20 protein-coding genes and 1 tRNA gene are annotated in these 21,606 nt (G+C 58.6%); 13 read left to right on the forward strand and 8 right to left on the reverse strand.

The window, feature by feature from the left end:
- The first annotated feature begins 184 nt into the window (after positions 1-184).
- Positions 185-1,114 carry a quinoprotein relay system zinc metallohydrolase 2 gene (locus ACWJKU_RS13755; protein WP_454143017.1) on the forward strand — a complete coding sequence of 310 codons (930 nt, stop codon included), beginning with the start codon at positions 185-187 and terminating at the stop codon, positions 1,112-1,114.
- Positions 1,115-1,145: 31 nt separating this feature from the next.
- Positions 1,146-1,964: a quinoprotein dehydrogenase-associated SoxYZ-like carrier gene (locus ACWJKU_RS13760; RefSeq protein ID WP_454143019.1), complete on the forward strand. Its 819-nt coding sequence runs from the start codon at positions 1,146-1,148 to the stop codon at positions 1,962-1,964.
- 54 nt (positions 1,965-2,018) lie between these two features.
- Here ACWJKU_RS13760 and glgX read toward each other — a convergent pair whose 3' ends face one another.
- Positions 2,019-4,157, reverse strand: coding sequence for a glycogen debranching protein GlgX (gene glgX, locus ACWJKU_RS13765; RefSeq protein ID WP_454143021.1), 2,139 nt, complete (start codon positions 4,155-4,157; stop codon positions 2,019-2,021).
- Between the two features lie 397 nt (positions 4,158-4,554).
- Here glgX and amoC point away from each other — a divergent pair, with 397 nt between their 5' ends.
- From amoC to tadA, 7 genes are all read left to right on the forward strand, one after another.
- Complete coding sequence (gene amoC, locus ACWJKU_RS13770; protein WP_454143023.1) at positions 4,555-5,322, forward strand: bacterial ammonia monooxygenase, subunit AmoC; 768 nt, start codon at positions 4,555-4,557, stop codon at positions 5,320-5,322.
- A 261-nt stretch (positions 5,323-5,583) separates the two neighbouring features.
- Complete coding sequence (locus ACWJKU_RS13775; protein WP_454143025.1) at positions 5,584-5,808, forward strand: hypothetical protein; 225 nt, start codon at positions 5,584-5,586, stop codon at positions 5,806-5,808.
- Positions 5,809-6,017: 209 nt separating this feature from the next.
- Positions 6,018-8,159: a YgiQ family radical SAM protein gene (locus tag ACWJKU_RS13780; protein WP_454143027.1), complete on the forward strand. Its 2,142-nt coding sequence runs from the start codon at positions 6,018-6,020 to the stop codon at positions 8,157-8,159.
- A gap of 160 nt (positions 8,160-8,319) precedes the next feature.
- Positions 8,320-9,222 (forward strand): hypothetical protein, encoded by a 903-nt coding sequence (locus ACWJKU_RS13785; protein WP_454143029.1) that lies wholly within the window; start codon positions 8,320-8,322, stop codon positions 9,220-9,222.
- A 147-nt stretch (positions 9,223-9,369) separates the two neighbouring features.
- Positions 9,370-10,833, forward strand: a complete 1,464-nt coding sequence (gene guaB, locus ACWJKU_RS13790) for an IMP dehydrogenase (protein ID WP_454143031.1) — start codon at positions 9,370-9,372, stop codon at positions 10,831-10,833.
- A 21-nt stretch (positions 10,834-10,854) separates the two neighbouring features.
- Positions 10,855-12,432, forward strand: a complete 1,578-nt coding sequence (gene guaA / locus ACWJKU_RS13795; protein WP_454143033.1) for a glutamine-hydrolyzing GMP synthase — start codon at positions 10,855-10,857, stop codon at positions 12,430-12,432.
- A 10-nt stretch (positions 12,433-12,442) separates the two neighbouring features.
- A complete protein-coding gene (tadA, locus tag ACWJKU_RS13800; RefSeq protein ID WP_454143035.1) occupies positions 12,443-12,895 on the forward strand; it encodes a tRNA adenosine(34) deaminase TadA in 453 nt (150 codons plus the stop codon).
- Here tadA and mltF read toward each other — a convergent pair.
- Positions 12,892-14,451: a membrane-bound lytic murein transglycosylase MltF gene (mltF, locus tag ACWJKU_RS13805; RefSeq protein WP_454143037.1), complete on the reverse strand. Its 1,560-nt coding sequence runs from the start codon at positions 14,449-14,451 to the stop codon at positions 12,892-12,894. The genes tadA and mltF overlap by 4 nt on opposite strands.
- Positions 14,452-14,494: 43 nt before the next feature.
- Here mltF and ACWJKU_RS13810 point away from each other — a divergent pair.
- From ACWJKU_RS13810 to ACWJKU_RS13820, 3 genes are all read left to right on the forward strand, one after another.
- Positions 14,495-14,587 (forward strand) — tRNA-Ser (locus ACWJKU_RS13810).
- A 679-nt stretch (positions 14,588-15,266) separates the two neighbouring features.
- The gene (locus ACWJKU_RS13815; RefSeq protein ID WP_454143039.1) at positions 15,267-15,518 is read left to right on the forward strand and encodes a helix-turn-helix transcriptional regulator; all 252 of its coding nucleotides are present in this window, start codon (positions 15,267-15,269) and stop codon (positions 15,516-15,518) included.
- Positions 15,511-16,773, forward strand: a complete 1,263-nt coding sequence (locus ACWJKU_RS13820) for a HipA domain-containing protein (RefSeq protein WP_454143041.1) — start codon at positions 15,511-15,513, stop codon at positions 16,771-16,773. The genes ACWJKU_RS13815 and ACWJKU_RS13820 overlap by 8 nt, the downstream gene beginning before the upstream one ends.
- A gap of 184 nt (positions 16,774-16,957) precedes the next feature.
- Here ACWJKU_RS13820 and ACWJKU_RS13825 read toward each other — a convergent pair whose 3' ends face one another.
- The 6 genes from ACWJKU_RS13825 to radC form a co-directional block, all read right to left on the reverse strand.
- Positions 16,958-18,085, reverse strand: a complete 1,128-nt coding sequence (locus ACWJKU_RS13825) for a DUF7146 domain-containing protein (protein ID WP_454143043.1) — start codon at positions 18,083-18,085, stop codon at positions 16,958-16,960.
- Positions 18,086-18,095: 10 nt separating this feature from the next.
- Entirely contained in the window at positions 18,096-18,614 is a 519-nt protein-coding gene (locus ACWJKU_RS13830; RefSeq protein WP_454143045.1) for a hypothetical protein, read from the reverse strand.
- A gap of 104 nt (positions 18,615-18,718) precedes the next feature.
- Complete coding sequence (locus tag ACWJKU_RS13835) at positions 18,719-19,255, reverse strand: hypothetical protein (RefSeq protein ID WP_454143047.1); 537 nt, start codon at positions 19,253-19,255, stop codon at positions 18,719-18,721.
- Positions 19,252-19,500 (reverse strand): hypothetical protein, encoded by a 249-nt coding sequence (locus ACWJKU_RS13840; protein ID WP_454143049.1) that lies wholly within the window; start codon positions 19,498-19,500, stop codon positions 19,252-19,254. Before ACWJKU_RS13840 ends, ACWJKU_RS13835 begins: the two co-directional genes overlap by 4 nt.
- A gap of 110 nt (positions 19,501-19,610) precedes the next feature.
- Positions 19,611-19,943 carry a hypothetical protein gene (locus ACWJKU_RS13845; protein ID WP_454143051.1) on the reverse strand — a complete coding sequence of 111 codons (333 nt, stop codon included), beginning with the start codon at positions 19,941-19,943 and terminating at the stop codon, positions 19,611-19,613.
- A 99-nt stretch (positions 19,944-20,042) separates the two neighbouring features.
- On the reverse strand, positions 20,043-20,531 hold the full coding sequence (gene radC, locus ACWJKU_RS13850) for a RadC family protein (protein ID WP_454143053.1): 489 nt from the start codon (positions 20,529-20,531) through the stop codon (positions 20,043-20,045).
- Positions 20,532-20,637: 106 nt separating this feature from the next.
- Between radC and ACWJKU_RS13855 the strand changes: the two genes are divergently transcribed.
- Complete coding sequence (locus ACWJKU_RS13855; protein WP_454143055.1) at positions 20,638-21,186, forward strand: hypothetical protein; 549 nt, start codon at positions 20,638-20,640, stop codon at positions 21,184-21,186.
- The last annotated feature ends 420 nt before the right edge of the window (positions 21,187-21,606 follow it).

Below are 21,606 nucleotides of genomic sequence, written 5' to 3' on the forward strand. Positions count from 1 at the left end.
GCAAAATGCCGTCCGAAAGGCTTTGCGCGCGCATCGGGCATCACGCTTCATCGTGAAGGATCAACCCACCCGATGGCCTTCGCCGGCAGTTGAACATCATCGCACCCAAAGCGAAAATGCGGTCGCGAGCCGGCCGGGCTCTCCTCGAACTCTTGATCGCCAACCAAGAAAACACAAGACCGTAATGAAAGTTTCAGCTATTACGCTTCTCCTGGCACTCGTCGCGCTCGATGCTCCCGCGCGGGCCGCTCCCCCCGAACTCTCGCTCCAGCAGGTTGCGCCGGGCATCTACGTTCACCAAGGCACCCACGAACTGCCGGATCGGCACAACCGCGGCGAGATCGCCAATATCGGCTTCATCGTCGGCCAAAATTGCGTGGCGGTGATCGACACGGGCGGCAGCCCGGAGCAAGGCTATGCTCTGAAAAGCGCCATAAAATCCATCACCACGACGCCCATTTGCTACGTCATCAACACCCACGTCCATCCGGACCACATCTACGGCAATATCGCATTCAAACAGCCCGGCATCAGTTTCATCGGCCACCACAAGCTGGCCGAAGCCATGACCATGCGCGCACCTTTCTATCAGGAAAAGGCCGAGCGCGATCTCGGCTTCAGTTTAAGGGCCGAGAACTTCGTGCCGCCCGATCATTCGGTTCGGGATACGCTCGTGCTGGAGCTCGGCGCCAGGACGCTGCTTTTGAAAGCCCATAAGACATCCCACACCGACAGCGATCTCAGCATTTACGACCCGCAAACCAAAACGCTTTGGCTCGCGGACCTCCTGTTCATGGGACATTTGCCCGTGGTCGACGGAAGCCTCAACGGCTGGCTGGCAACCCTGGAGCAACTCAAACCGGTCGATGCGAAGCTGGCGATACCGGGACATGGCCCGGTATCGGCCGACTGGCCGAAAGCCTTGGAACCCGAGGAGCGCTATCTCAAGACGCTGCAGTCCGAGATCAGAGCGTTCATCAAGGACGGCAAAACCATGGAAGACGCCATGACGAACGTCGGGCTGTCGGCCCGCGACGACTGGCAACTGTTCGACGAATTCCACAAAAGGAACATTTCCACCGCGTTCGCCGAACTGGAATGGGAAGACGATTAAGCCCCCGAACACTTCACCGGAGAATACTTAAATGAAGCAATTGAAAACATTCGGCAAAGGTCTGTGGCTGGCCTTGGCCTACTTGGCAGTACTGACCGGCCCGGCGTTCGCCGCCGGCGAGGAAGAAGCGGTATGGAACGGCGGGCTCAGACAAAAGTTTTTCGGCGACCGTCCGATCGAAGAGGGCAATCAAATCGTCGAATTGACCGCACCCTACCGTGCGGAAGATCCGGCGCTGGTCCCGATCCAGATCAACAGCAAGATTCCGCAGACTAAGGATCGATACATCAAGGCCGTGACCTTGATCATCGACAACAATCCGGTTCCGTTCTCCGGCACGTTCCATTTCACACCGGAAAGCGGAAAAGCCGACCTGGCCATGCGGGTGCGCATCAACGCCTACACCCATATTCGCGCCATCGCCGAGACCAACGACGGCAAGCTCTATCTGAACAAAGCCTTCGTCAAGGCGAGCGGCGGCTGTTCGGCCCCCATCGGCACGGATCTCGAGGCCGCCATGGTGCGGATGGGCAAGATGAAGTTCAAGCTGGACGGTGAAAAGGCAACCCTGCAACAGCCGAATCTGGCTCAACTGCTCATCAGCCACCCGAACATCACCGGCTTACAGATGGATCAGTTGACCCGGATGATCAAGCCGGCCCACTTCGTGGAAGAAGTAAAAGTCAGCTTCAACGACAAACCGATCTTAACCGCGCAGACCGACATCGCCATCAGCGCGGACCCGAACTTCCGCTTTTATTTCGTGCCGGAAACGGCGGGCGAGTTGAAGGCCGAAATTCGAGACAACAAAGGCAACCGGTTCACGACCGCTCAATCGGTGACACCTTAGGCGTTTCGCACGAGTCGTGAACGACTTGAAACGGCCGGCAAAAACCGGCCGTTCTCATTTTTGCCCCGGATGGCGCTCCGCGAGCAACACGACCATGCTACGCTCCTGCAACTGAATGGACGACCTGCCGCCGAACAGGATGCCTTGACCGGGCTGACAGATGTCGAAAGGCGGCGCCGCGCTGGTATCGATAACTCTGAGCCAAACCGAATCGCACGGCAGATCCGGCAATCCGAAGCTCACGCCATGCGTCAGCGGATTGAAGAGCAGACAAAGGTCTTGCCCGCCCTCGTTTTCTGCATGAATCCGGCATCCCACGGCACTGTCGGAGTGCCAATCGGGTATTTGCCCGGACGGGTTGAACCAGCTCACGTCCTCGGGCCTGTAGAATCTTTCCGACGATAGAACGGGATAACGCGCGCGAAAGGCGATCATGTTCCGCACGAATTCGAAGAACTCCCGGTTCTGCTCCAACAAGCGCCAGTCGTACCAGGAAATCTCGTTATCCTGGCAATAGGCATTGTTGTTGCCCGACTGGGTGCGGCAGAACTCGTCGCCGCCCAAAATCATCGGTACGCCGCGGGAAACCAATAGCGTGGCGATGAAGTTCTTCATCTGCCTGAGTCGGATCCGGTTGATGCCCGGATCGTCGGCCGGCCCTTCCACGCCGTAATTGGCGCTGTGATTATCGTTCGAACCGTCCCGGTTCTCTTCGCCGTTGGCCAGATTGTGCTTGTACTCGTAGCTGACCAGGTCGTTCAGCGTAAACCCGTCGTGGCAGGTCACGAAGTTGATGCTGTTGACCGTCGCCTTTCCGCTGTGCTCGTAAAGGTCGGCGCTGCCACATATCCGGCTGGCGAAAGCCCCGGTCATGCCGAGGTCGCCGCGCCAGTAGCGCCGTACGTCGTCGCGATACAGGCCGTTCCACTCCGACCAGCGCTCTCCCGGAAAACGTCCGACCAAATAAGCGCCGCCCGCATCCCATGCCTCGGCGATGAGCTTTACGTCGCGCAGAATCGGGTCTTCGGCGATCTGTTCCAGAAGCGGCGCGTTGGCGACCAAATGGCCGTTGCGATCGCGCCCCAAGATGGAGGCCAGATCGAAGCGGAACCCGTCCACGTGCATCTCCACGACCCAATACCGCAAGCAATCGAGAATGTAGTTGCGGACCACCGGGTGATTGCAGTTCATCGTATTGCCGCAGCCGGAGAAATTTTTGTAGCGGCTTTTATCGTCTTCCAGCAAGTAATAGATGCTGTTGTCCAAACCGCGGAAGTTGAGTGTCGGTCCGGTTTCGTCGCCTTCCGCCGTGTGATTGAACACCACGTCGAGCAGCACCTCGATCCCGGCTTTGTGCAAGGCTTTGACCATGGTCTTGAATTCGTCGACCTGGCAGCCGGGATAGAGACGGCTGCCATACCCCTCGAAAGGTGCGAAAAAAGCGATGGTGTTGTAACCCCAATAATTGCGAAGTCTCTCACCGGTCATGGGATTGACCGCGGTCACCTCGTTAGGATTGAACTCCTGCAAGGGCATCAACTCGACCGCGGTGATTCCGAGCCGTTTCAGGTGTGGAATTTTTTCGATGACGCCGAGATAGCTGCCGCGCGATCTGACGCCGGACGACGGGTGCACCGTCAAACCGCGCACGTGCGTCTCGTAAATAACCAGGCTGGACCAAGAATGGTAAAGGGGACGGTCATCCTCCCAGTCGAAACCGTTGCCGGTAACGAGGCTCTTGACGACCACCGAAGCCGTGCGCTCGGAACACGCCGATGACTGGCGGCGGGAGGAAAATCCCGCGAAATCCCACCGAAGCGGAGAGGTGAGCGCCGTCGCGTATGGGTCTAACAGTATTTTCGTCGAATCGAAACGATGCCCTAGCTCAGGCGCGAAAGGTCCGTCGACACGGAAAGCGTAAACCAAATTTCTTCCCGCACCCTGGACACAGACATGCCACATGTCGCCGGTTTTATGATGCTGCGGGTCGAGTTCGATGACCTGAAACGGTTTGGCGGCATGGGTATCTTCGAAAAGCAGCAGCCAAACCTGGCTGGCGTGCCGACTGAACAGCGAAAAATTCACCCCGCCCTTGTGCAAATGGACTCCGTGTGGAATGGGAGAACCCGCCGAATACGAATAACGGGGCTTCATAGAGGGAACAATGGTAGTCGCGCGATTGACGGATTTCATAAAATAAGGATCGGCATCCGCACACAAGAGCGGCGTAGACACCGATGACTACACTCATGAAGTCATCCTGCCGATCGAGGAGCTTGTTTCTTATGGCTTGTAAATCAGCCAGATACTGGATAACCCGCATTACATCGATTTGATCTTACCATTTTGCCCGGCCAACAAAAAACCCGCCTGTTTCCGAATAACGCATGAACCGGTCCAGCAAAGCGAACGATGCCGGCTCGCTCCGCCTTCGAAATTCAAATTTATTTTCCTTTTATTTCAGTCGCTTAAAAATTTTCCAAGGAAATTGGAATTTTTCTTCAGCTTCCTTACTCTAATCCGGGGTCAGGGATTCTACATACGTATCTCTGGCATCACTTGTAATCAACAACAAGCAATGGAGGTCACTATGGCTGCAACAACAGCAGGTGGTATAGAAGCAAAAGAACAACCCTTATTTAACGTAAAGTGGTTGGCTTTTGCGTTTACGATCTACTTGGTATTTTATACGTGGGTCCGGTGGTACGAAGGTCTGTACGGCTGGTCGGCCGGTCTGGACTCGTTCGCACCGGAATTCGAGACGTACTGGATGAACTTCCTGTACACCGAAATCGTACTGGAAGTGATCACCGCCTCGGTTCTGTGGGGCTACCTGTGGAAGACCCGTGACCGCAACATGGCGGCCATGACCCCGCGCGAAGAACTGCGCCGCAACCTGACCCACCTGATCTGGCTGTTCGCCTATGCGTGGGCCATCTACTGGGGCGCGAGCTTCTTCACCGAGCAGGACGGCACCTGGCACCAGACGATCGTGCGCGACACCGACTTCACGCCGTCGCACATCATCGAGTTCTACCTGAGCTACCCGATCTACATCATCAGCGGCGGCGCGGCGTTCCTGTACGCACACACCCGCCTGCCGTACTTCCAGACGACGACGAAAGGCCTGTCGCTGGCGTACCTGATCCTGTGGACCGGTCCGTTCATGATTCTGCCGAACGTCGGCTTGAACGAGTGGGGTCACACCTTCTGGTTCATGGAAGAGCTGTTCGTAGCACCGCTGCACTACGGCTTCGTGATCTTCGGCTGGCTGGCTCTGGCCATCATGGGCGTCTTGCTGCAGGTGATGGGGAGCGTGTCGAACCTGATCGGCAAAGATCTCTGCCCGGATCTGTAATCGGCAGAGCGCTGGCGACGACTTAGTTTCGCCTAAGCGCCGCCCGCGGTAATTGCCACTGCCTGGAGCACTTTCAGGCAGTGGCTTTTTAATGCGCTAAAAAAGTCGGCATTGATTACTATTTTTTTATAATTTATTTGCTTATATCAAACCTACTTGCTAGCATTCCAGCTATGCATTCAGCAGGCGATTTCCGGCCATCGCATCTCCGCCGCTCAATGCCGCATGGTACACCGTCACCCGCTTGCTGGATGCCCATTTATGAGCAAATTGCAAAATACATCGAGGCGCCTTCTCCGGGTTGTAATCGGCGGACGTTGGGGTGTTTTTGCATGGAGCCTGTCCGGCGCAAGCGCGCTAGCTGTTGTTCTCTGGGGCCTCAACGCAGTCGCCATTCCTTTATTGATGCTTAAAACCGCATCCTGGGGTATCTGGGGAATGGGCGTGATCCGGGAATCCAAAGCCCGCGCCGCACTGAAACCGTAGCGTTTCCGCATCTTCGAATCCCTTCGATGACGGCGGTTCCTTTCCGTCATTTTTGAATTTCGCCTGCCGACCGGCGTCAGGGCATCTTCAATGGCGTTTTCACGCTAAAATCCCCAGTTATATTCTCGGATATTATCCGGAAAACCACGCGGTCGTTCCTGTCAGGTTCGATTCCCTTTGATAGTTTTCCTCGCCGGCTCGCGATGAACATGACTCCCGATCTTTTTTCTTATCGAAAATACTGGGCCAAACGCTTCGGGGTAGCGCCGCAGTTACCCATGAGCCGCGACGAAATGGACGCCCTGGGCTGGGACTCGTGCGACATCGTCATCGTGACGGGCGATGCCTACGTGGATCATCCCAGCTTCGGCATGGCGATCGTCGGTCGACTGCTGGAAGCCCAAGGCTTTCGGGTCGGCATCATCGCGCAACCGGACTGGACGTCCGCCGCCGATTTTCAGAAGCTGGGCAAACCCAATCTGTTCTTCGGCGTCACCGGCGGCAATATGGATTCCATGGTCAATCGCTACACGTCCGACCGTCGCGTTCGCTCGAATGATGCTTACACCCCCGACGGAGCCCCCGACAAACGGCCCGACCGCTGCGTCACGGTTTATGCGCAGCGCTGCCGGGAGGCTTTCAAAGATGTGCCGATCGTTCTCGGCGGAATCGAAGCGAGCCTCCGCCGCATCGCCCATTACGATTATTGGTCCGACACGGTGCGCCGCTCGGTCGTGCTCGACGCCAAGGGCGATCTTCTCGTTTACGGAAACGGCGAACGCCAGGTGGTGGAAATCGCCCACAGGCTCGCGGCGGGAGAATCCATCGACCGGCTGACGGACATTCGTGGAACCGCGTTCATCCGCAAACAAACGCCTCCCGGATGGACCGAGATCGATTCCACCTCCGTGGACACGCCCGGAGCGCAGGCCCCCAAACAGAACCCGTATCTCGAGGAACCGGCCGGGTGCGCCAAGGAACCTGCCGGCGAAAAATCCGAAGCGACTGTCCGCCTGACCAGGCGCAAAGCCTCCGGCGACCGGGCCGTCATCCGCTTACCGGCATACGAGACGGTCAAGGCCGACCCCGTGCTCTACGCCCATGCCTCGCGCGTTCTGCACCAGGAAACCAACCCCGGCAATGCCCGCGCGCTCGTTCAGCGCCACGGGGAGCGGGACGTCTGGATCAACCCGCCGCAGGTCCCCCTAAGCACCAAGGAGATGGACGGCGTTTACGGTCTCCCCTATTCGCGCGTCCCGCACAAATCTTACGGGGCCGCCAAAATTCCCGCATTCGAGATGATCCGGCACTCGGTCACCATCATGCGCGGCTGTTTCGGCGGCTGCACTTTCTGCTCGATCACGGAACACGAAGGCCGCGTCATTCAAAGCCGTTCGGAAGATTCGATCATCCGCGAAATAGAAACGATTCGCGACACTTCGCCCGCCTTCACCGGGGTGATTTCCGATATCGGCGGACCGACCGCGAACATGTACCGGCTCGCCTGCAAGGACAAGACGATCGAAGCCACCTGCCGCCGGCCGTCCTGCGTATATCCCGGCATCTGCAAGAATCTGAACACCGACCACACCGCGCTGATCCGGCTTTACCGCCGCGCCCGCGCGCTGCCCGGCATCAAGAAAATCCTGATCGCCTCGGGATTGCGCTACGACCTCGCTGTCACGTCGCCGGAATATGTCAAAGAACTCGCCACCCATCATGTCGGCGGTTATTTGAAGATCGCGCCGGAACATACCCAGTCCGGCCCCCTGTCCAAGATGCTGAAACCGGGCATCGGCACTTACGACCGATTCAAGGCCCTATTCGACAAATACTCGAAGGAGGCCGGAAAGGAACAATACCTGATCCCGTACTTCATCGCCGCCCATCCGGGCACCGCCGACGAGGACATGCTGAATCTCGCGCTGTGGCTCAAGCGTAACGGATTTCGAGCCGATCAGGTCCAAGCCTTCCTGCCCTCGCCCATGGCGACCGCAACCGCCATGTATCATTCCGGAAAAAACCCGCTGCACCGCGTCACGCGCACCAGCGAAACGGTGTTCGTCCCGAAAAAGCTCGCGCAGCGGCGCCTGCACAAAGCTTTCCTGCGCTATCACGATCCCAACAATTGGCCGATGCTTCGCGAAGCGCTGAAACGCATGGGACGCGCGGACCTGATCGGAAACGGCAAGCACCATCTGGTGCCGACGTGGCAACCCGAGGGCACCGGAAATCAGCACGAAGGCAATCGGGTCGCGCGCAAGGCAATGCCGCTCCGCACCCAGCACACCGGCTTGCCGAACATCCAGGCAAAGTCGCCGCAAAAACCGAAACGAACGAGCAAATCGTGAACGTTTGCCGATGGGAAACGCCGGACAGCGACCTTGACTCTTCTGGAAAAACAACCGGATTTTTCCGTAAGATTCGTACTTTTAGGTTTCTTAAAGCCAAACCCCGTTGATCTGTCAGAGAAAACTCTAACATCAAGACAAACTGACCTTGGAGGATGCGATGCGGGATCTCAACTTGCTGGCCGCCACGCGGCTCATCGAAAAATCAATGCCGTTCGTGCTCTATCGGCTACTGGTAAGCTTGGCCGTGGCGTTGGGCTATGTTTTCATGACCGCGGCGGGCGCCGGAACGGCCATCGGCCTCGGCTCCCTGAGCCAAAATCCGACCGCATTCGCCTCGGCCGGCGCCCTCGCAGGCTTTATCGTGTTTGCCTTCGTGATGTACAAGTTGCGCGCGAACTTTCTCTATAACATTAAAGCGAGAAACCTGGCTTTGTCGGCCGAGCAATCCAAGGGACAGCCCATTCCGGAAGGCAAAGCTCAAATCGATTATGCGAAGCAATTGGTCGCGCGGCGCTTTCCCAGCGTTTCCGGACTGGCCGAACTGGACGACGCCATCCAGCAAACCCTGCAAAAGCTCCCCGAGGATCAATTGGCGTCCAGCCTGGGCAACCCGAGACTCTCCCGGGTCCTGGCCTGGATCGCGGGGCGTCTGCTCGCCACTAATCATCAAGCGGTCTTGGCTTGGCATTTCCTGTCGGACGCGGACGATGCCCGGCGTTCGGCCCGAGATGCCTTGGCCGTTCACATCCAGCACTTCTCGAGACTCCTCAAGAGCCGCCTTTACCTGAGTCTTTTCGAACTCCTGGGCTTCGCGATCGGTTTCGCCGTACTTCTGATCCCGATCAAGGGCATCACCGATGCGCTGCCCGTCTCGATAGGGCTGTGGCAATACGTGTTCGCCACCGCATTCGCCTGGACCTTGAAGTCAGCGTTCTTTGAGCCCATAGCGCAAGCCGCCATGGCCCAGACGATTTTTGGCTTGATCGAACAGGGAATCGATCCCGAGTCGAAAATGGAACTCGACCGAAGAGCCCCGGCTTTTTTACGATCTCCGGGTTAAACGATCCTGGAATGCGGGATATGTCGGCTGCGAAAAGGAAAATGCCGACGCACATGCGTTGGGCTTCAGCGTTGAACCGGGACCCAACATTGCAATTTACAGGCCTTTTCAATACAATCTGTGGATTTTAGTTGGCGGGAGCAAATTATGCGTGTGATTCAAGAAGCGCTCACATTCGATGATGTCCTCCTCATTCCTGCTCACTCGGCCGTGCTGCCGCGCGACGTCAGCCTGAAAACCCAGCTCACCCGCAACATCAGCCTAAACATCCCTCTGCTGTCTGCCGCCATGGACACAGTCACCGAGTCCCGCCTGGCCATCACCATGGCCCAAGAAGGAGGAATCGGCATTATCCATAAGAACATGACCGTTGAACGCCAGGCCTATGAAGTTCATTGCGTCAAAAAATACGAGAGCGGGGTGATCAAAGAGCCCATCACGGTTTCTCCGAACACCACCATTCGGGAAGTCATGGAATTGACCCGTTCCAAAAGAATCTCGGGCGTGCCCGTCGTGGACGGGGAAAATCTCGTGGGCATCGTCACCAGCCGCGACCTTCGGTTCGAAACCCGCTTCGACGAACCAGTGACCAAGGCCATGACGCCCAAGGAAAAGCTGGTCACGGTACAGGAAGGCGCCAGCAAGGAGGAAGCCATCCACCTCCTGCACAAGCACCGGATCGAAAAAGTTCTGGTCGTCAACAGCAACTTCCAGCTTCGGGGACTGATTACCGTAAAGGACATCCAAAAAGCCAAGGATTACCCGCAGGCTTGTAAAGACGAGCAGGAGCGCCTTCGCGTCGGCGCCGCCGTCGGCACCGGAGCCGGTACCGAAGATCGGGTCGCCGCACTGGTCGAAGCCGGCGTCGACGTGATCGTGGTCGATACGGCTCACGGCCACTCCCAGGGCGTATTGGACCGCGTCCGCTGGGTCAAGCAGAACTTCAAGCAGGTACAGGTGATCGGCGGAAACATCGCCACCGGCGAAGCGGCGAGAGATCTGGTCAAGGCGGGAGCGGATGCGGTCAAGGTAGGTATCGGCCCCGGCTCGATCTGCACCACCCGCATCGTGGCCGGCGTCGGCATCCCGCAGGTCACGGCCGTGGCCAACGTCGCCGAGGCGCTCAAAGGAAGCGGAATTCCCATTATCGCCGACGGCGGCATTCGCTATTCCGGCGACGTCGCAAAGGCATTGGCGGCAGGCGCCTACTCGATCATGATCGGCGGACTGTTCGCCGGCACCGAGGAAGCTCCCGGCGAAGTGGAGTTATACCAGGGGCGTTCGTACAAATCCTACCGCGGCATGGGCTCGCTGGGCGCCATGGCACAGCAGCAGGGATCGAGCGATCGCTACTTCCAGGAAAGTACCGATGCCGAAAAACTCGTTCCCGAGGGTATCGAGGGCCGCGTCCCCTACAAAGGCAGCCTGATCGCAATCATTCATCAGCTGATCGGGGGCGTACGTTCGGCCATGGGCTACACCGGTTGCGACACCATCGAAGCCATGCGCAACAATGCGAGCTTCGTTCGAGTGACCTCGGCCGGGGTTCGGGAGAGCCACGTACACGACGTGACGATTACCAAGGAAGCACCTAATTACTGGCTCGACTGACAGAAACCGACCCTAGGTTCCATGGCTTTGAACATCCATTCCCAGAAGATCTTAATTCTCGATTTCGGATCTCAATACACGCAATTGATCGCGCGCCGCATCCGAGAAATCGGCGTGTATTGCGAGATTCACCCATACGATTGCGACGAGCGGTTCATTCGCGAGTATCAGCCTCGCGGCATCATTCTCTCCGGAGGGCCGGAGACCGTCACGCTGGCGAACACGCCTCGGGCACCCGCCATCGTATTCGATCTGGGATTGCCGGTGCTGGGCATCTGCTACGGAATGCAGACCATGGCCGAACAACTGGGCGGCCGGGTGGAAGCCAGCGCCCATCGCGAGTTCGGTTATGCGCAGATTCGCGCCCGCGGCCATTCCCGCCTGCTGTCCGGCATCGAAGACCATACCACCCCGGAAGGTTACGGCCTGCTCGACGTTTGGATGAGTCACGGCGACCAGGTAACGGATTTGCCGCCCGGCTTCAAACTCATCGCCTCGACCGAAAGCGCCCCTATAGCGGGCATGGCTGACGACATACGCGGCTATTACGGTCTTCAGTTTCACCCTGAAGTGACCCATACCCGGCAGGGGAAGCGCATTCTCGAACGTTTTCTGAAGGACATCTGCGGTTGCGAAGCGCTTTGGACACCGCGCAATATCATCGAAGACAGTTTGCAGGCCGTTCGGGCCAAAGTAGGAAACGACCAGGTGATTCTCGGTCTTTCCGGCGGCGTGGATTCCTCGGTGGTCGCAGCGCTCCTGCACAAAGCCATCGGCGATCACCTTACCTGCGTATTCGTCGATACCGGACTTTTGCGTCTCGACGAAGGCGATCAAGTCACGACGACCTTCGCGCAGCACATGGGCGTCCATGTCATCCGAGTCAATGCCGAGGACAGATTCCTGCACGCGCTCGAAGGCATCGACGACCCGGAACAAAAGCGAAAGATCATCGGCAGACTCTTCGTCGAAATCTTCGACGAAGAGGCGGGCAAAATCAGCGATGCCCGCTGGCTGGCGCAGGGCACGATTTATCCGGACGTGATCGAATCCGCCGGCTCCAAGACCGGCAAGGCCCACGTGATCAAATCCCATCACAATGTCGGCGGTCTGCCGGAAAACATGAACCTCAAGCTGGTCGAGCCTCTGCGGGAGCTGTTCAAGGACGAAGTCCGACAGATCGGACTGGAACTCGGCCTGCCTTACGAGATGGTTTATCGCCATCCGTTTCCCGGCCCGGGCCTGGGCGTACGTATTCTGGGCGAAGTCAAAAAGGAATATGCCGATTTGCTGCGCCGCGCCGACGCCATTTTCATCGACGAGCTTCGCCGGCACGATCTGTACGACAAGGTCAGCCAGGCGTTTGCGGTATTTCTGCCGGTCAAATCGGTCGGCGTCATGGGCGACGGGCGCCGCTACGATTTCGTCGTCGCGCTGCGCGCCGTCGAAACCATAGACTTCATGACCGCCCGCTGGGCGCACCTCCCCTACGACTTCCTCGATCTCGTCTCGCGCCGGATCATCAATGAAGTCTCCGGCATATCGAGAGTAACCTACGACATCTCGGGCAAGCCGCCGGCTACGATCGAGTGGGAATAATTTTTCACCCGTGACTCCGAGCGACGAAGACTGGATGCGCCACGCCCTGGCGCTTGCCGGTCGCGCCGGCGACACGGGCGAAGTGCCCGTGGGTGCGGTACTGGTAAAGGACGATGCGCTGATCGCCGAGGGCTGGAACTGCCCGATCGGTGCGAACGATCCTACCGCCCATGCCGAAATCATGGCACTTCGAGCGGCCAGCGCGCGGCTCGGCAATTACCGGCTGGTCGACACCGTTCTTTACGTCACCCTGGAGCCCTGCGTGATGTGCATGGGCGCCATCGTTCATGCCCGCGTGAAGCGGCTGGTGTTCGGCGCTTCGGATCCCAAGCGGGGCGCCGTTTGCAGCGCATTGCAACTGGCCGACGCCGAATTTCTCAACCATAAGGTCGAATACCGGGGCGGCGTCCTGGAGGAGGACTGCGGCAGCCTCCTCAGACGCTTTTTTCAAGAAAGACGCTAAACACCCGACCCCCGGGAATTTCCCGGCCCCATGGCGAGCTTGCCGGCCTTATTTTCTTCGGTAAGCCAAACCAGGAGATCGTAGTACCGGCGTATGCTGTTTACATAATGAACAGCCACGCCGCCGCGAGCTTTGCCGTACTTGGTCTTCCGGTACCAATTAGGTTTGCCCAGCAGCGGCAACACCTTCTTGATTTCGATCCATTTGTCGGGATCGCCGCCGCGCCTTGCGACCAGATCCCGGGCATCCTCGATATGACCATAACCCAGGTTGTAGGCCGCCAAGGCATACCAGGTGCGATCGGGGTCTTCGATCTGCGGCGGAATATTAGCCAAGGTCTGCCGAAGATAGGACGCGCCCCCCCAAATGCTTTGGGCCGGGTTAAACCGATCGGTTACTTTCAGCTCCTTGGCGGTGACGCCGGTCAGCATCATCATGCCGCGCACGCCTTCGGAAGACACTGCCGTACTGCTCCATTTGGACTCCTGATAAGCAACGGCGGCCAAAAGACGCCAATCGATGTCATACCGCCTGCCCGCCTGCACGAACCAACGCTTGAACTTGGGCAGGCGGGTTTGATAGTCGCGACGCAACGAACTATCCAAAGTCACGTCGAACGCTTCGGCGTGGCCATAGTAGCGGTCGATCAACTGGTCCAGCGTCTTGTTTTCTTTGATCTCCCGGAAAAAACGAACGGTCTCGTCGTACAGGCTGGCATCCTCGGACATGGGCAAAGCCCAGGCTAGCTCCCGGGTCTTGCCGATATCGAAGGCGACTTGCAGCTTCGGATAATAGCGGCGCATGATCAATGCCTGATCCGAATTGGCAATGGTGTAATCGACCAGTCCTTCGCTGACGAGAAATAGAAGCTCGTGAACGTCCTGCTCGAAATTGATTCGCCAGTTAAGATCGCGATGGTTACGCTTCAGCGTTTTGAGGGTATTAACATGGCTGGTGCCCGCCGGAACCTCCAGCACGCCATCGGCTAGATCGGCGATGCCGTTGGGCCGCGGACGGCTGTCGCTGTACAGCACTTGCTCGGCAAGGACGCGATACGATGGCGCGAAGCGTAATTTCTTCTTCCGCGTTTCGTCGATGATTAGCCCGGCTGCCGCGATGTCCGCTTGCCCGTCATCGAGAGTCTGAATGGCCTGTTTCGCCGAATCCGATACGATGAATTTCGCTTCGACGCCGAGTTGCTTGGCAAAAAGCTCCGCCAAATCATGCTCCAGACCCACCGCCCCGTTGATACTTTCGTAGTAAGTGGAGGGTCCATACCGGGTGACGACCCGCAGTTCGCCGGATCGCTTTATCCGCTCCAGCTGAGTTAAAGGCTGGGAGGTTTCTCGAACGCACCCCGAAAAAGACGTGGTGCAGAAGAGATAAACGAGGAAATGGAAAAACTTGGATTTTTTTAATGCCGATTTTTTTTGTCGCCCCCCTATAAATTCGGTTTTTTTGTCTACACTTCTTCTGTCATCTAAACTTCGGCCTGGAGTGTCTTGTAGTTTTAGGCCGAAGGGCATGATTTCCGACAAATTCATGTCCCCCACCATTTAGTTCTCGACAAGAGTGTCGTATCATATCAGTCTTTTCCGGGGAGAGGTACCGAAGCGGTCATAACGGCGCCGACTCGAAATCGGATGGGGGACTAACATCCCCACGTGGGTTCGAATCCCACCCTCTCCGCCAAATCAGTTACTTATGCAACACCGGCACTCACTGAACCAGCTAGTCTGAAATTCCCGTAGTGCATGCCATAGTGCATGGCGTTACTCGCTTCCGAACGCTTTTGCAGCCACCCACGCCTCCACTGCCTCCCGGTTCAGGCGCACACAACGGGGACCCAATCTGATCATCCCGGGGAATCGGCACCCCAGATACCCTCGAATCGCACGCGGTACGTCCTCCTCGGACTTGGTACCCTGGGCAATTTGCCGGTCATAGCCACCGGCTTGAATCATTCTGTAGACTGTCGCTCGACTGACACAGATGATCTTTGCCGCATCCGTAATCGTTACCAACGTTCTTTTGCTCATCGCACCCTCACTGGACAATCCTTACGGTAGAAACCTGGTGTGTTGGAATCGGCTTCATGTTTCATGAAGTTCAGCCTGTCCACATCGTACAGAGCGTCAGAAAAAGCGGTGACGCGAAAGATCAGCGAAAAGGACAAACAATAGACGGGCCATCATCCGAATTTTCGAACGATCGAGGTGCGTGACCCACGCACCCTCGCGTTGTCCGAATCGCTTTACCGTTCGGGAACATTCGGGATACGGCATAATCGCCGCGAACAAACTTTCCCGTTCGGTAAATTCTTCTGGCACTGCTGTCAATTCTGCCTGATAATTTCCCGAACGGGAAAATCATGATCAGCATTCGTTCCACCCAACAACTCGGTCAGGCGCTGCGCGCCGCTCGCAAGCAACTGGGATTGACACAATCCCAGTTGGCGTTAGCGGCGGGCTGCGGCCTGCGCTTCATCGTCGATTTGGAGGCAGGAAAGCCTACCCTACGTCTGGAAACCGTCCTGCGGGTCATCGAAGCCTTGGGCGGAGCGCTTTCACTGAGCGGCCTGCCGACGGCAACTTCACGCAGCGAGGACTGCGGCGATGACTAATGAGCTCGAGGTTTGGCTCTTCGCTGACCGAGTGGGTACCTTGGCGCTGATCGACGGAAGGCTGAGCTTCCGCTACACCGACGATTGGCTTAAGCGGCCGAATGCCGTCGCGTTGTCGTGCTCGCTGCCACTGCAGACCGAGCCCTTCGACGACCGCAGGACGCGCCCCTTCTTCGCCGGCCTGTTGCCCGAAGGCCAGTTGCGCCGCTTGATTGCCCAACAACTCCAGGTGTCCGGGCAAAACGACTTTGCCCTGCTGGATCGCATCGGCGGAGAATGCGCCGGAGCCGTCACCTTTCTTGAACCGGGGAACGCTCCGAATCCCGTAGGCGAAGGTGAAATCGAATGGCTGAGCAATGAGGCGGTCATTGCCCTGTTGGACGAACTGCCCCGTCGCCCGATGCTGGCCGGACGGGATGGCCTGCGCCTGTCGCTGGCCGGCGCCCAAGACAAATTGCCGGTGGTGGTGGACGGTGACCGGATCGGTCTGCCCCGTCACGGCACGCCCAGTTCCCACATCCTCAAGCCGGCCATTCACGGGATCGAGGACAGCGTCACCAACGAGGGGTTCTGCCTAGCGCTGGCCGAAGCCATGCAGCTCAAGGCTGCCCGCGCCAGTATCCGCTCGATCGGTGATCGCCGCTTCCTTCTGGTGGAGCGCTACGACCGAACGAACGGTGTGGAAGGCCGGATTCACCGGCTGCATCAGGAAGACTTCTGTCAGGCATTGGGCGTGGTGCCCGAGATGAAATACCAGAACGAGGGTGGACCCGGTCTCGCGCACTGTTTCGAACTGGTGCGCCGGGTCACCCGACCTAGTGCGCCGAAGGTCCTGAGTCTGCTCGACTATGTGGCTTTCAATGCGCTGATCGGCAACCACGATGCCCATGCCAAGAATTTCTCCCTGCTCTATACTGGCAAGGTCCCCATCCTGGCCCCCCTCTACGACGCGCTGTCGACCGCGGTGTACCCGGACCTCACCCCCAAGATGGCCATGACGCTCGGTAGCAAATACCTGTTTAGCGAAGTACAGGCCCGCCATTGGGACCAGTTTGCGGAAGCGGCCGGTCTCGCCAAGGCGCAAACGCGCAAGCGCGTTCTGGAACTGGCGAAGCGACTGCCCGTTACCGCCCGCAAACTCCAGGCTGCACCGGAATTTGCCGGTCGCGCCATACTCGAGAGGATCTTAACTCTGATCGAACAACGCGCCGAACTGACCGTACGGCGACTGACCGCACCGATAGCAGATACCTAATGTTCCTTGCTTTCTTGGCTTTGCCGCGTTCAGTGTCCGAGCTACCGATGTGCGTTCTCCCCTTCGACAAAAAAGCCCGCAAACCGTGAGATCTGCGGGCTTTTCATTTTCATTGATCAATAGAACAGAGTGGACTTTCGCGAGCTTCGACGGTTGATCGATTACCCATTATTTCCAACGAGCGTTAGATCACGACTCGCTCGATTCCGCCCTTTAAATTCCTACGGCCGGATTGCTCGTTCTTGCAAGCGGCATCGGCCAAATCGTTTCGTCGAATCGGAAATCCGTCGACGCCACATCGGTTCAGCGCATCCAGCCAATCCATTCCGCTGCGGGGTGGCAGCAGGATGGATGCCTTAATGCCCTTGGCCTCCAGGTTCTTCCGCAGGACTTCGGCCGAACGCTGACCTGCCCCGTTTGCATCCCGATCCGCCCAAATGACGATTTGTTCGGTACTACCTGGAGGAACGAACCTTTCCAGAAGTGTGCAGCTCAGGGCAGACCAAACGGTCATACCGGTGGTCTGGTGAATCGCCAAAGCCGTTTCGATGCCTTCAGCGATTCCCAATATGGATGATGCAGGTCCCAAACGCACAGTCCCGCCGATCAAGGAGCGGTCGGAAGCATGCGGCATGAGTTTCTTCGGCGATGAGACCGGCGCCTTCCGTCCATGCGCGGTCAGAAAGGTGCGGTGTATTGTCGCCGGTCGGCCTTCCGTATCGGACATCAGCGCCAGCATGGCCGGATAACGTCCGAGGCAAACCCCGTCTTCCAGGTATGGCAGAGAAGGATGGAAGCGTAGCGGCAGTTGCCCGCCAAGCGCCTCCGGATCCAGGCCGCGGTGACGGAGATAGGTTCTCAATGGCGCGGACTCAGGTGCATCCCAGGGCGATGCCGCCGTCCAGGTATGGCGAAGCAGCGCCTTGATCCGCTGATCTTTCCCTTGCCGGTTGAGATCATTGTTGCGAACAGGCGGTCGAGCGGACAGTGGCCCGGAATTCGACCCACTACCCAGCACTTGAGCCACGGCCGCCAAAGCGGCAGGGAAGCTCCAGTTCCGCAACCACATCAGCAGCGCGAAACCATCCGGTTTGGCACCGCAGGAGTTGCAGATGCCGCCTCCCGAGATGTCCGCATCCCGGAACAGGCGAAAGCCGTCCCGTCCGCCGTGGACAGGGCAAGCGTGATGCCGGCCGGGTTTTGCCAACACGGCTTCCAGTTCGGGACATAGATCCCCGAGTATCGCCAGCCATCGACCCCTCGCCGCCAAACGGATCGGCGTCGAGTCCAGTGAGCTTACTTGGGTTCTCATGTGTCCTCCCTCAGCCGTGCAGGTCCATGGGCACCAGGTAAAGGTCCTCGGTCTCGCCGAGGTCCCGTTGAAGGATTTGCTCAGGATTCGGCATCCTGGCGGAGCCTTCGATGGCGTCGTAGAAGCCGCTGTCCGGGACATAGTCCCCGCGCATCAGCTTCAGGAACCGGATTGCGGCCCATAGGGTATGTTCCGGCAGCGATCCGGCGTTGCCGAACAGGGCCCGTCCCAAAGACTCCGACGGGCTGTCCGCTCTCAGCCCCAACTGGCGCACCAGATAGTCGAGAGTATCGTGCCGACTGCATTCGATCCCAGAAATGATGCTGGCCAATTCGGACCGGAATCGATCCGGATCCTTCCTGAACGACAGCGGAGCTGGATATTCCTGCCCCCAGCGACCGGGCCCCTCGGCGTGCCAGTCGAACACCTCGTCCCTAAAAGGCTCGATGGCGTCGGCCGCCAGGACGAAGACCTCCCCGGCTTCCAGGTCTCGGTCGGACTGAATCAGTATGAAATGCAGCATGTGCATGGCGGTTCTCCTATGAAAAAAGCCGGAGCACGCGGCCCCCCCAGGGGGACGACATCCCCCGGCGGGTGGGTAAGGTGACCTTATCGGTCGGTGATGATGATCTTCTACCGCCGCTCCACCCGTTGGTGGTAGCTGTGGGCCCGATCGGGCCAGTCCAGGCGGGTTTCGTCGGCCTCATTCCCGTGGCCAGTCCCGTAAGCCGCCTTGATGTCTTCCACCACGGCGGACGCGGCTACCGGCAGTTCCAGCAACCGATGAAGATCGATGCCTTCCTGTTCCAGATAGTAAGCGGCCCTGGCGAAATTCCAGTTCCGCTTGGCGATGGCTTTCGCCTCAGCCGTCGGACCGTGGAAATCGGCACCCCGGTCGGCTTCGTACACGTAGTCGACGGCAAAACCTTCGATGGCGTGCCGGGCCAGTTCGGCGAATGCGGCATCCAGATCCTCGATGAAGGCATGACCGCAGTTCTGTTCCGGACAATGGACGTTCAGCCAGACCGTGCCGTCGCTTGCGGACTCCTGTTCGAGCTGGGCATCGCTGGCCCATCCGAGGCGCCTGCCCAGGTTTTCGATGACCCTATGAATCTCCGCATTGGGAGGTGGCAGGTGGATTTCGGCCGTGCAGCCGTAGATCGCACTCATGCAACACCTCCCTCAACTTCCGGGTGGCGGAGTGCGTCGTTGACGACACCGTTCTCGCTCACCGGCCAGCCGCCGGCGATGCCGGCCAATGCCATCAGCGCCTGGAACCGCGCATCGATCGGCTGTATATCGGCCGGGTCGGCCGCCTTCAGGTGATCGAAATCGGCGATGACCGCATCGACGCCGGCATCGACGTAGGCGCAGGCGACACCGCCCGACACCACGATCAAGACTTTCGGATTCATAACGTTCTCCTGGGAAATGCCGGGAAAACGCTCCCAACCAGGGAGACGTTCTTCCCGGCCGGGTTGATGCTTTCCGATGATCGTCCAAGTGGAAAGCGTGATTGAAATAGCTACGCGACTTGCCGGTTCAGGTGGAACCGAGCCGCCAGCAAGTCACGTAAAGCATCCGCATCGACGCCTTCCGCAAGGCAGCAGGCCGCGAATGAAAACGGTGCGATGCCGTCGCGGCCGACCCAATCGAGCAGCTCGGATCGTGCTGGCGTGCCGAGCCGGGAATTGTCCAGTGCCTCGATGGCCCGGATGAGGATTCCCCGTCGCAGGGCTTGAACGTCCGCGTCCGACCATTGCACGTATTCGTGCGTGAAGGCGCCGCGAATATCGGTTGGAACGGCCTTGCCGGACGGAGCCGCTCGTGGCGGCGGTCGGCCGAACTTGAGAGTCATATGTCCTCCTGGGTGATCCGGAGGGCATCCCCTGAGGGGGGAATTCCCCCAGTAGGGTTTACGACGATATGTCTGTAAAAACGGGCTAAGCTCCGGGCCTCACAAGAGGCCGGACTCGGCGAACGAATAGACTGCATCGCCACCGATCACAAAGTGGTCCAGCACGCGGATGTCGACCAGGGCCAGTGCCGTTCTCAGGCGTTGGGTCAGGGTCTTGTCGGTTTCGCTGGGCGACGCCTCTCCCGACGGATGATTGTGAAAAAAGATCACCGCCGCCGAATTGCATCCCAGCGCGGCCTTGACCACCTCGCGAGGATAGACGCTGGCGCCGTCGATGGTGCCGCGAAACAACTCGGCGAACTCGATCACGCGGTGCCGGTTGTCGAGGTACAGGCAACCAAACACTTCGTGCTCGCGTTCCGACAATTTCAGCTGAATCGCCTCCTTCGCCGCCGCCGGCGAGGACAAGGCCGCGCCGCGGCGGAACCTGGAAGCCAGGCGCCGCTTGGCTTCGGCAATGATGATCGGGGTGTCGGCCGGCCGGTAATCGCCAGTCACGTCCAGTACATACAAGGTATGAGTCGTCATGGTCTGCTCCGTGATTCGAGAGACAGACCGACCCTGCATGGGACGAACTGCCCCTCGGGGTGAATGAAAGCCCTGCGTTTTAGGAAAACGCGAGGCTGGGTGGGTCTTGTTAAACGGGATTTCTCCGGTATGTTCGGGTGGAGTGCCGACACACCAGGAGTTTCCGAACATGTTCAAGCAATGGTTCAAACGATGGCTACGCGAAGCTTCTCCAGCGCAAATCCGTGCGGAAGCCCGGGAGAAACTCGACGAATGCCATCGCTACTTTCGCGAAATGGCCGACCTGTCCGACAAGCTATCCCACGTTGAGGTCGATCTGCAGGACACATCCGACCGAGCTTTGGTCGCCGACCTCCAGCGGCTTTTCGGCCTAGCACCGGCAATGGCCAAGATCCAGGCCATTGCGGCCTGGAATCTCCTCCTGTTGGAAGAAACGCCGGCGCACCATCCGGTCAGGACAGTCGCCGTCGACGGCCTGAGGCTTCAGGTCTTCAATGGCGGAAGCGATCGCTTTGAAGGGCTCGTGGACGAACTGATCTTTGCCCTTGAGCGAGCAGATCAGGACGATCCCGAGATCCGTCAGATCGATCGCTGGGCCTCGGAACGCTATCGTCAGCGCCTGCGACGCCCCAAACTGTCCTCGGTTCCGGCCTAGCGGTTTCGAGCAAACCGCTAGAAGTGGTTTGCCCGCCCTTGCGGGGCTTGGCCGACTGCGCCTTGAGCGCGGCCGTCTCAAGCTTCAGCCGTTGCAACTCCTGTTTCTTCAGTTCGACGGCGATTTCCAGGTCGAGCGTGGAAAGCAGGATGGTTTCTCGACTGGCCCGGGGTCCCCGCTTAAGAAGGCGTTGCCGCGTGTCGCGGGACAACGCCTCCCAGTCGAGCTTCGGCGTGGGTATCTGCAGGATGGGAATCGCCTGCCTGGCTTTCGCACGTTTGGCGCGATGCCACCGAAGCACACGCCGGCACGCCTCGGTCGCAACTGCGATGAGCGCCATCGATGCCCGGCCGATGGCCAGGATGGATGCAATCGCGGCGCCGATAAAGATCAATCCAAAGAGGAAATACATGGGTTTCT

This window comes from Methylocaldum sp. MU1018 (assembly GCF_053646775.1).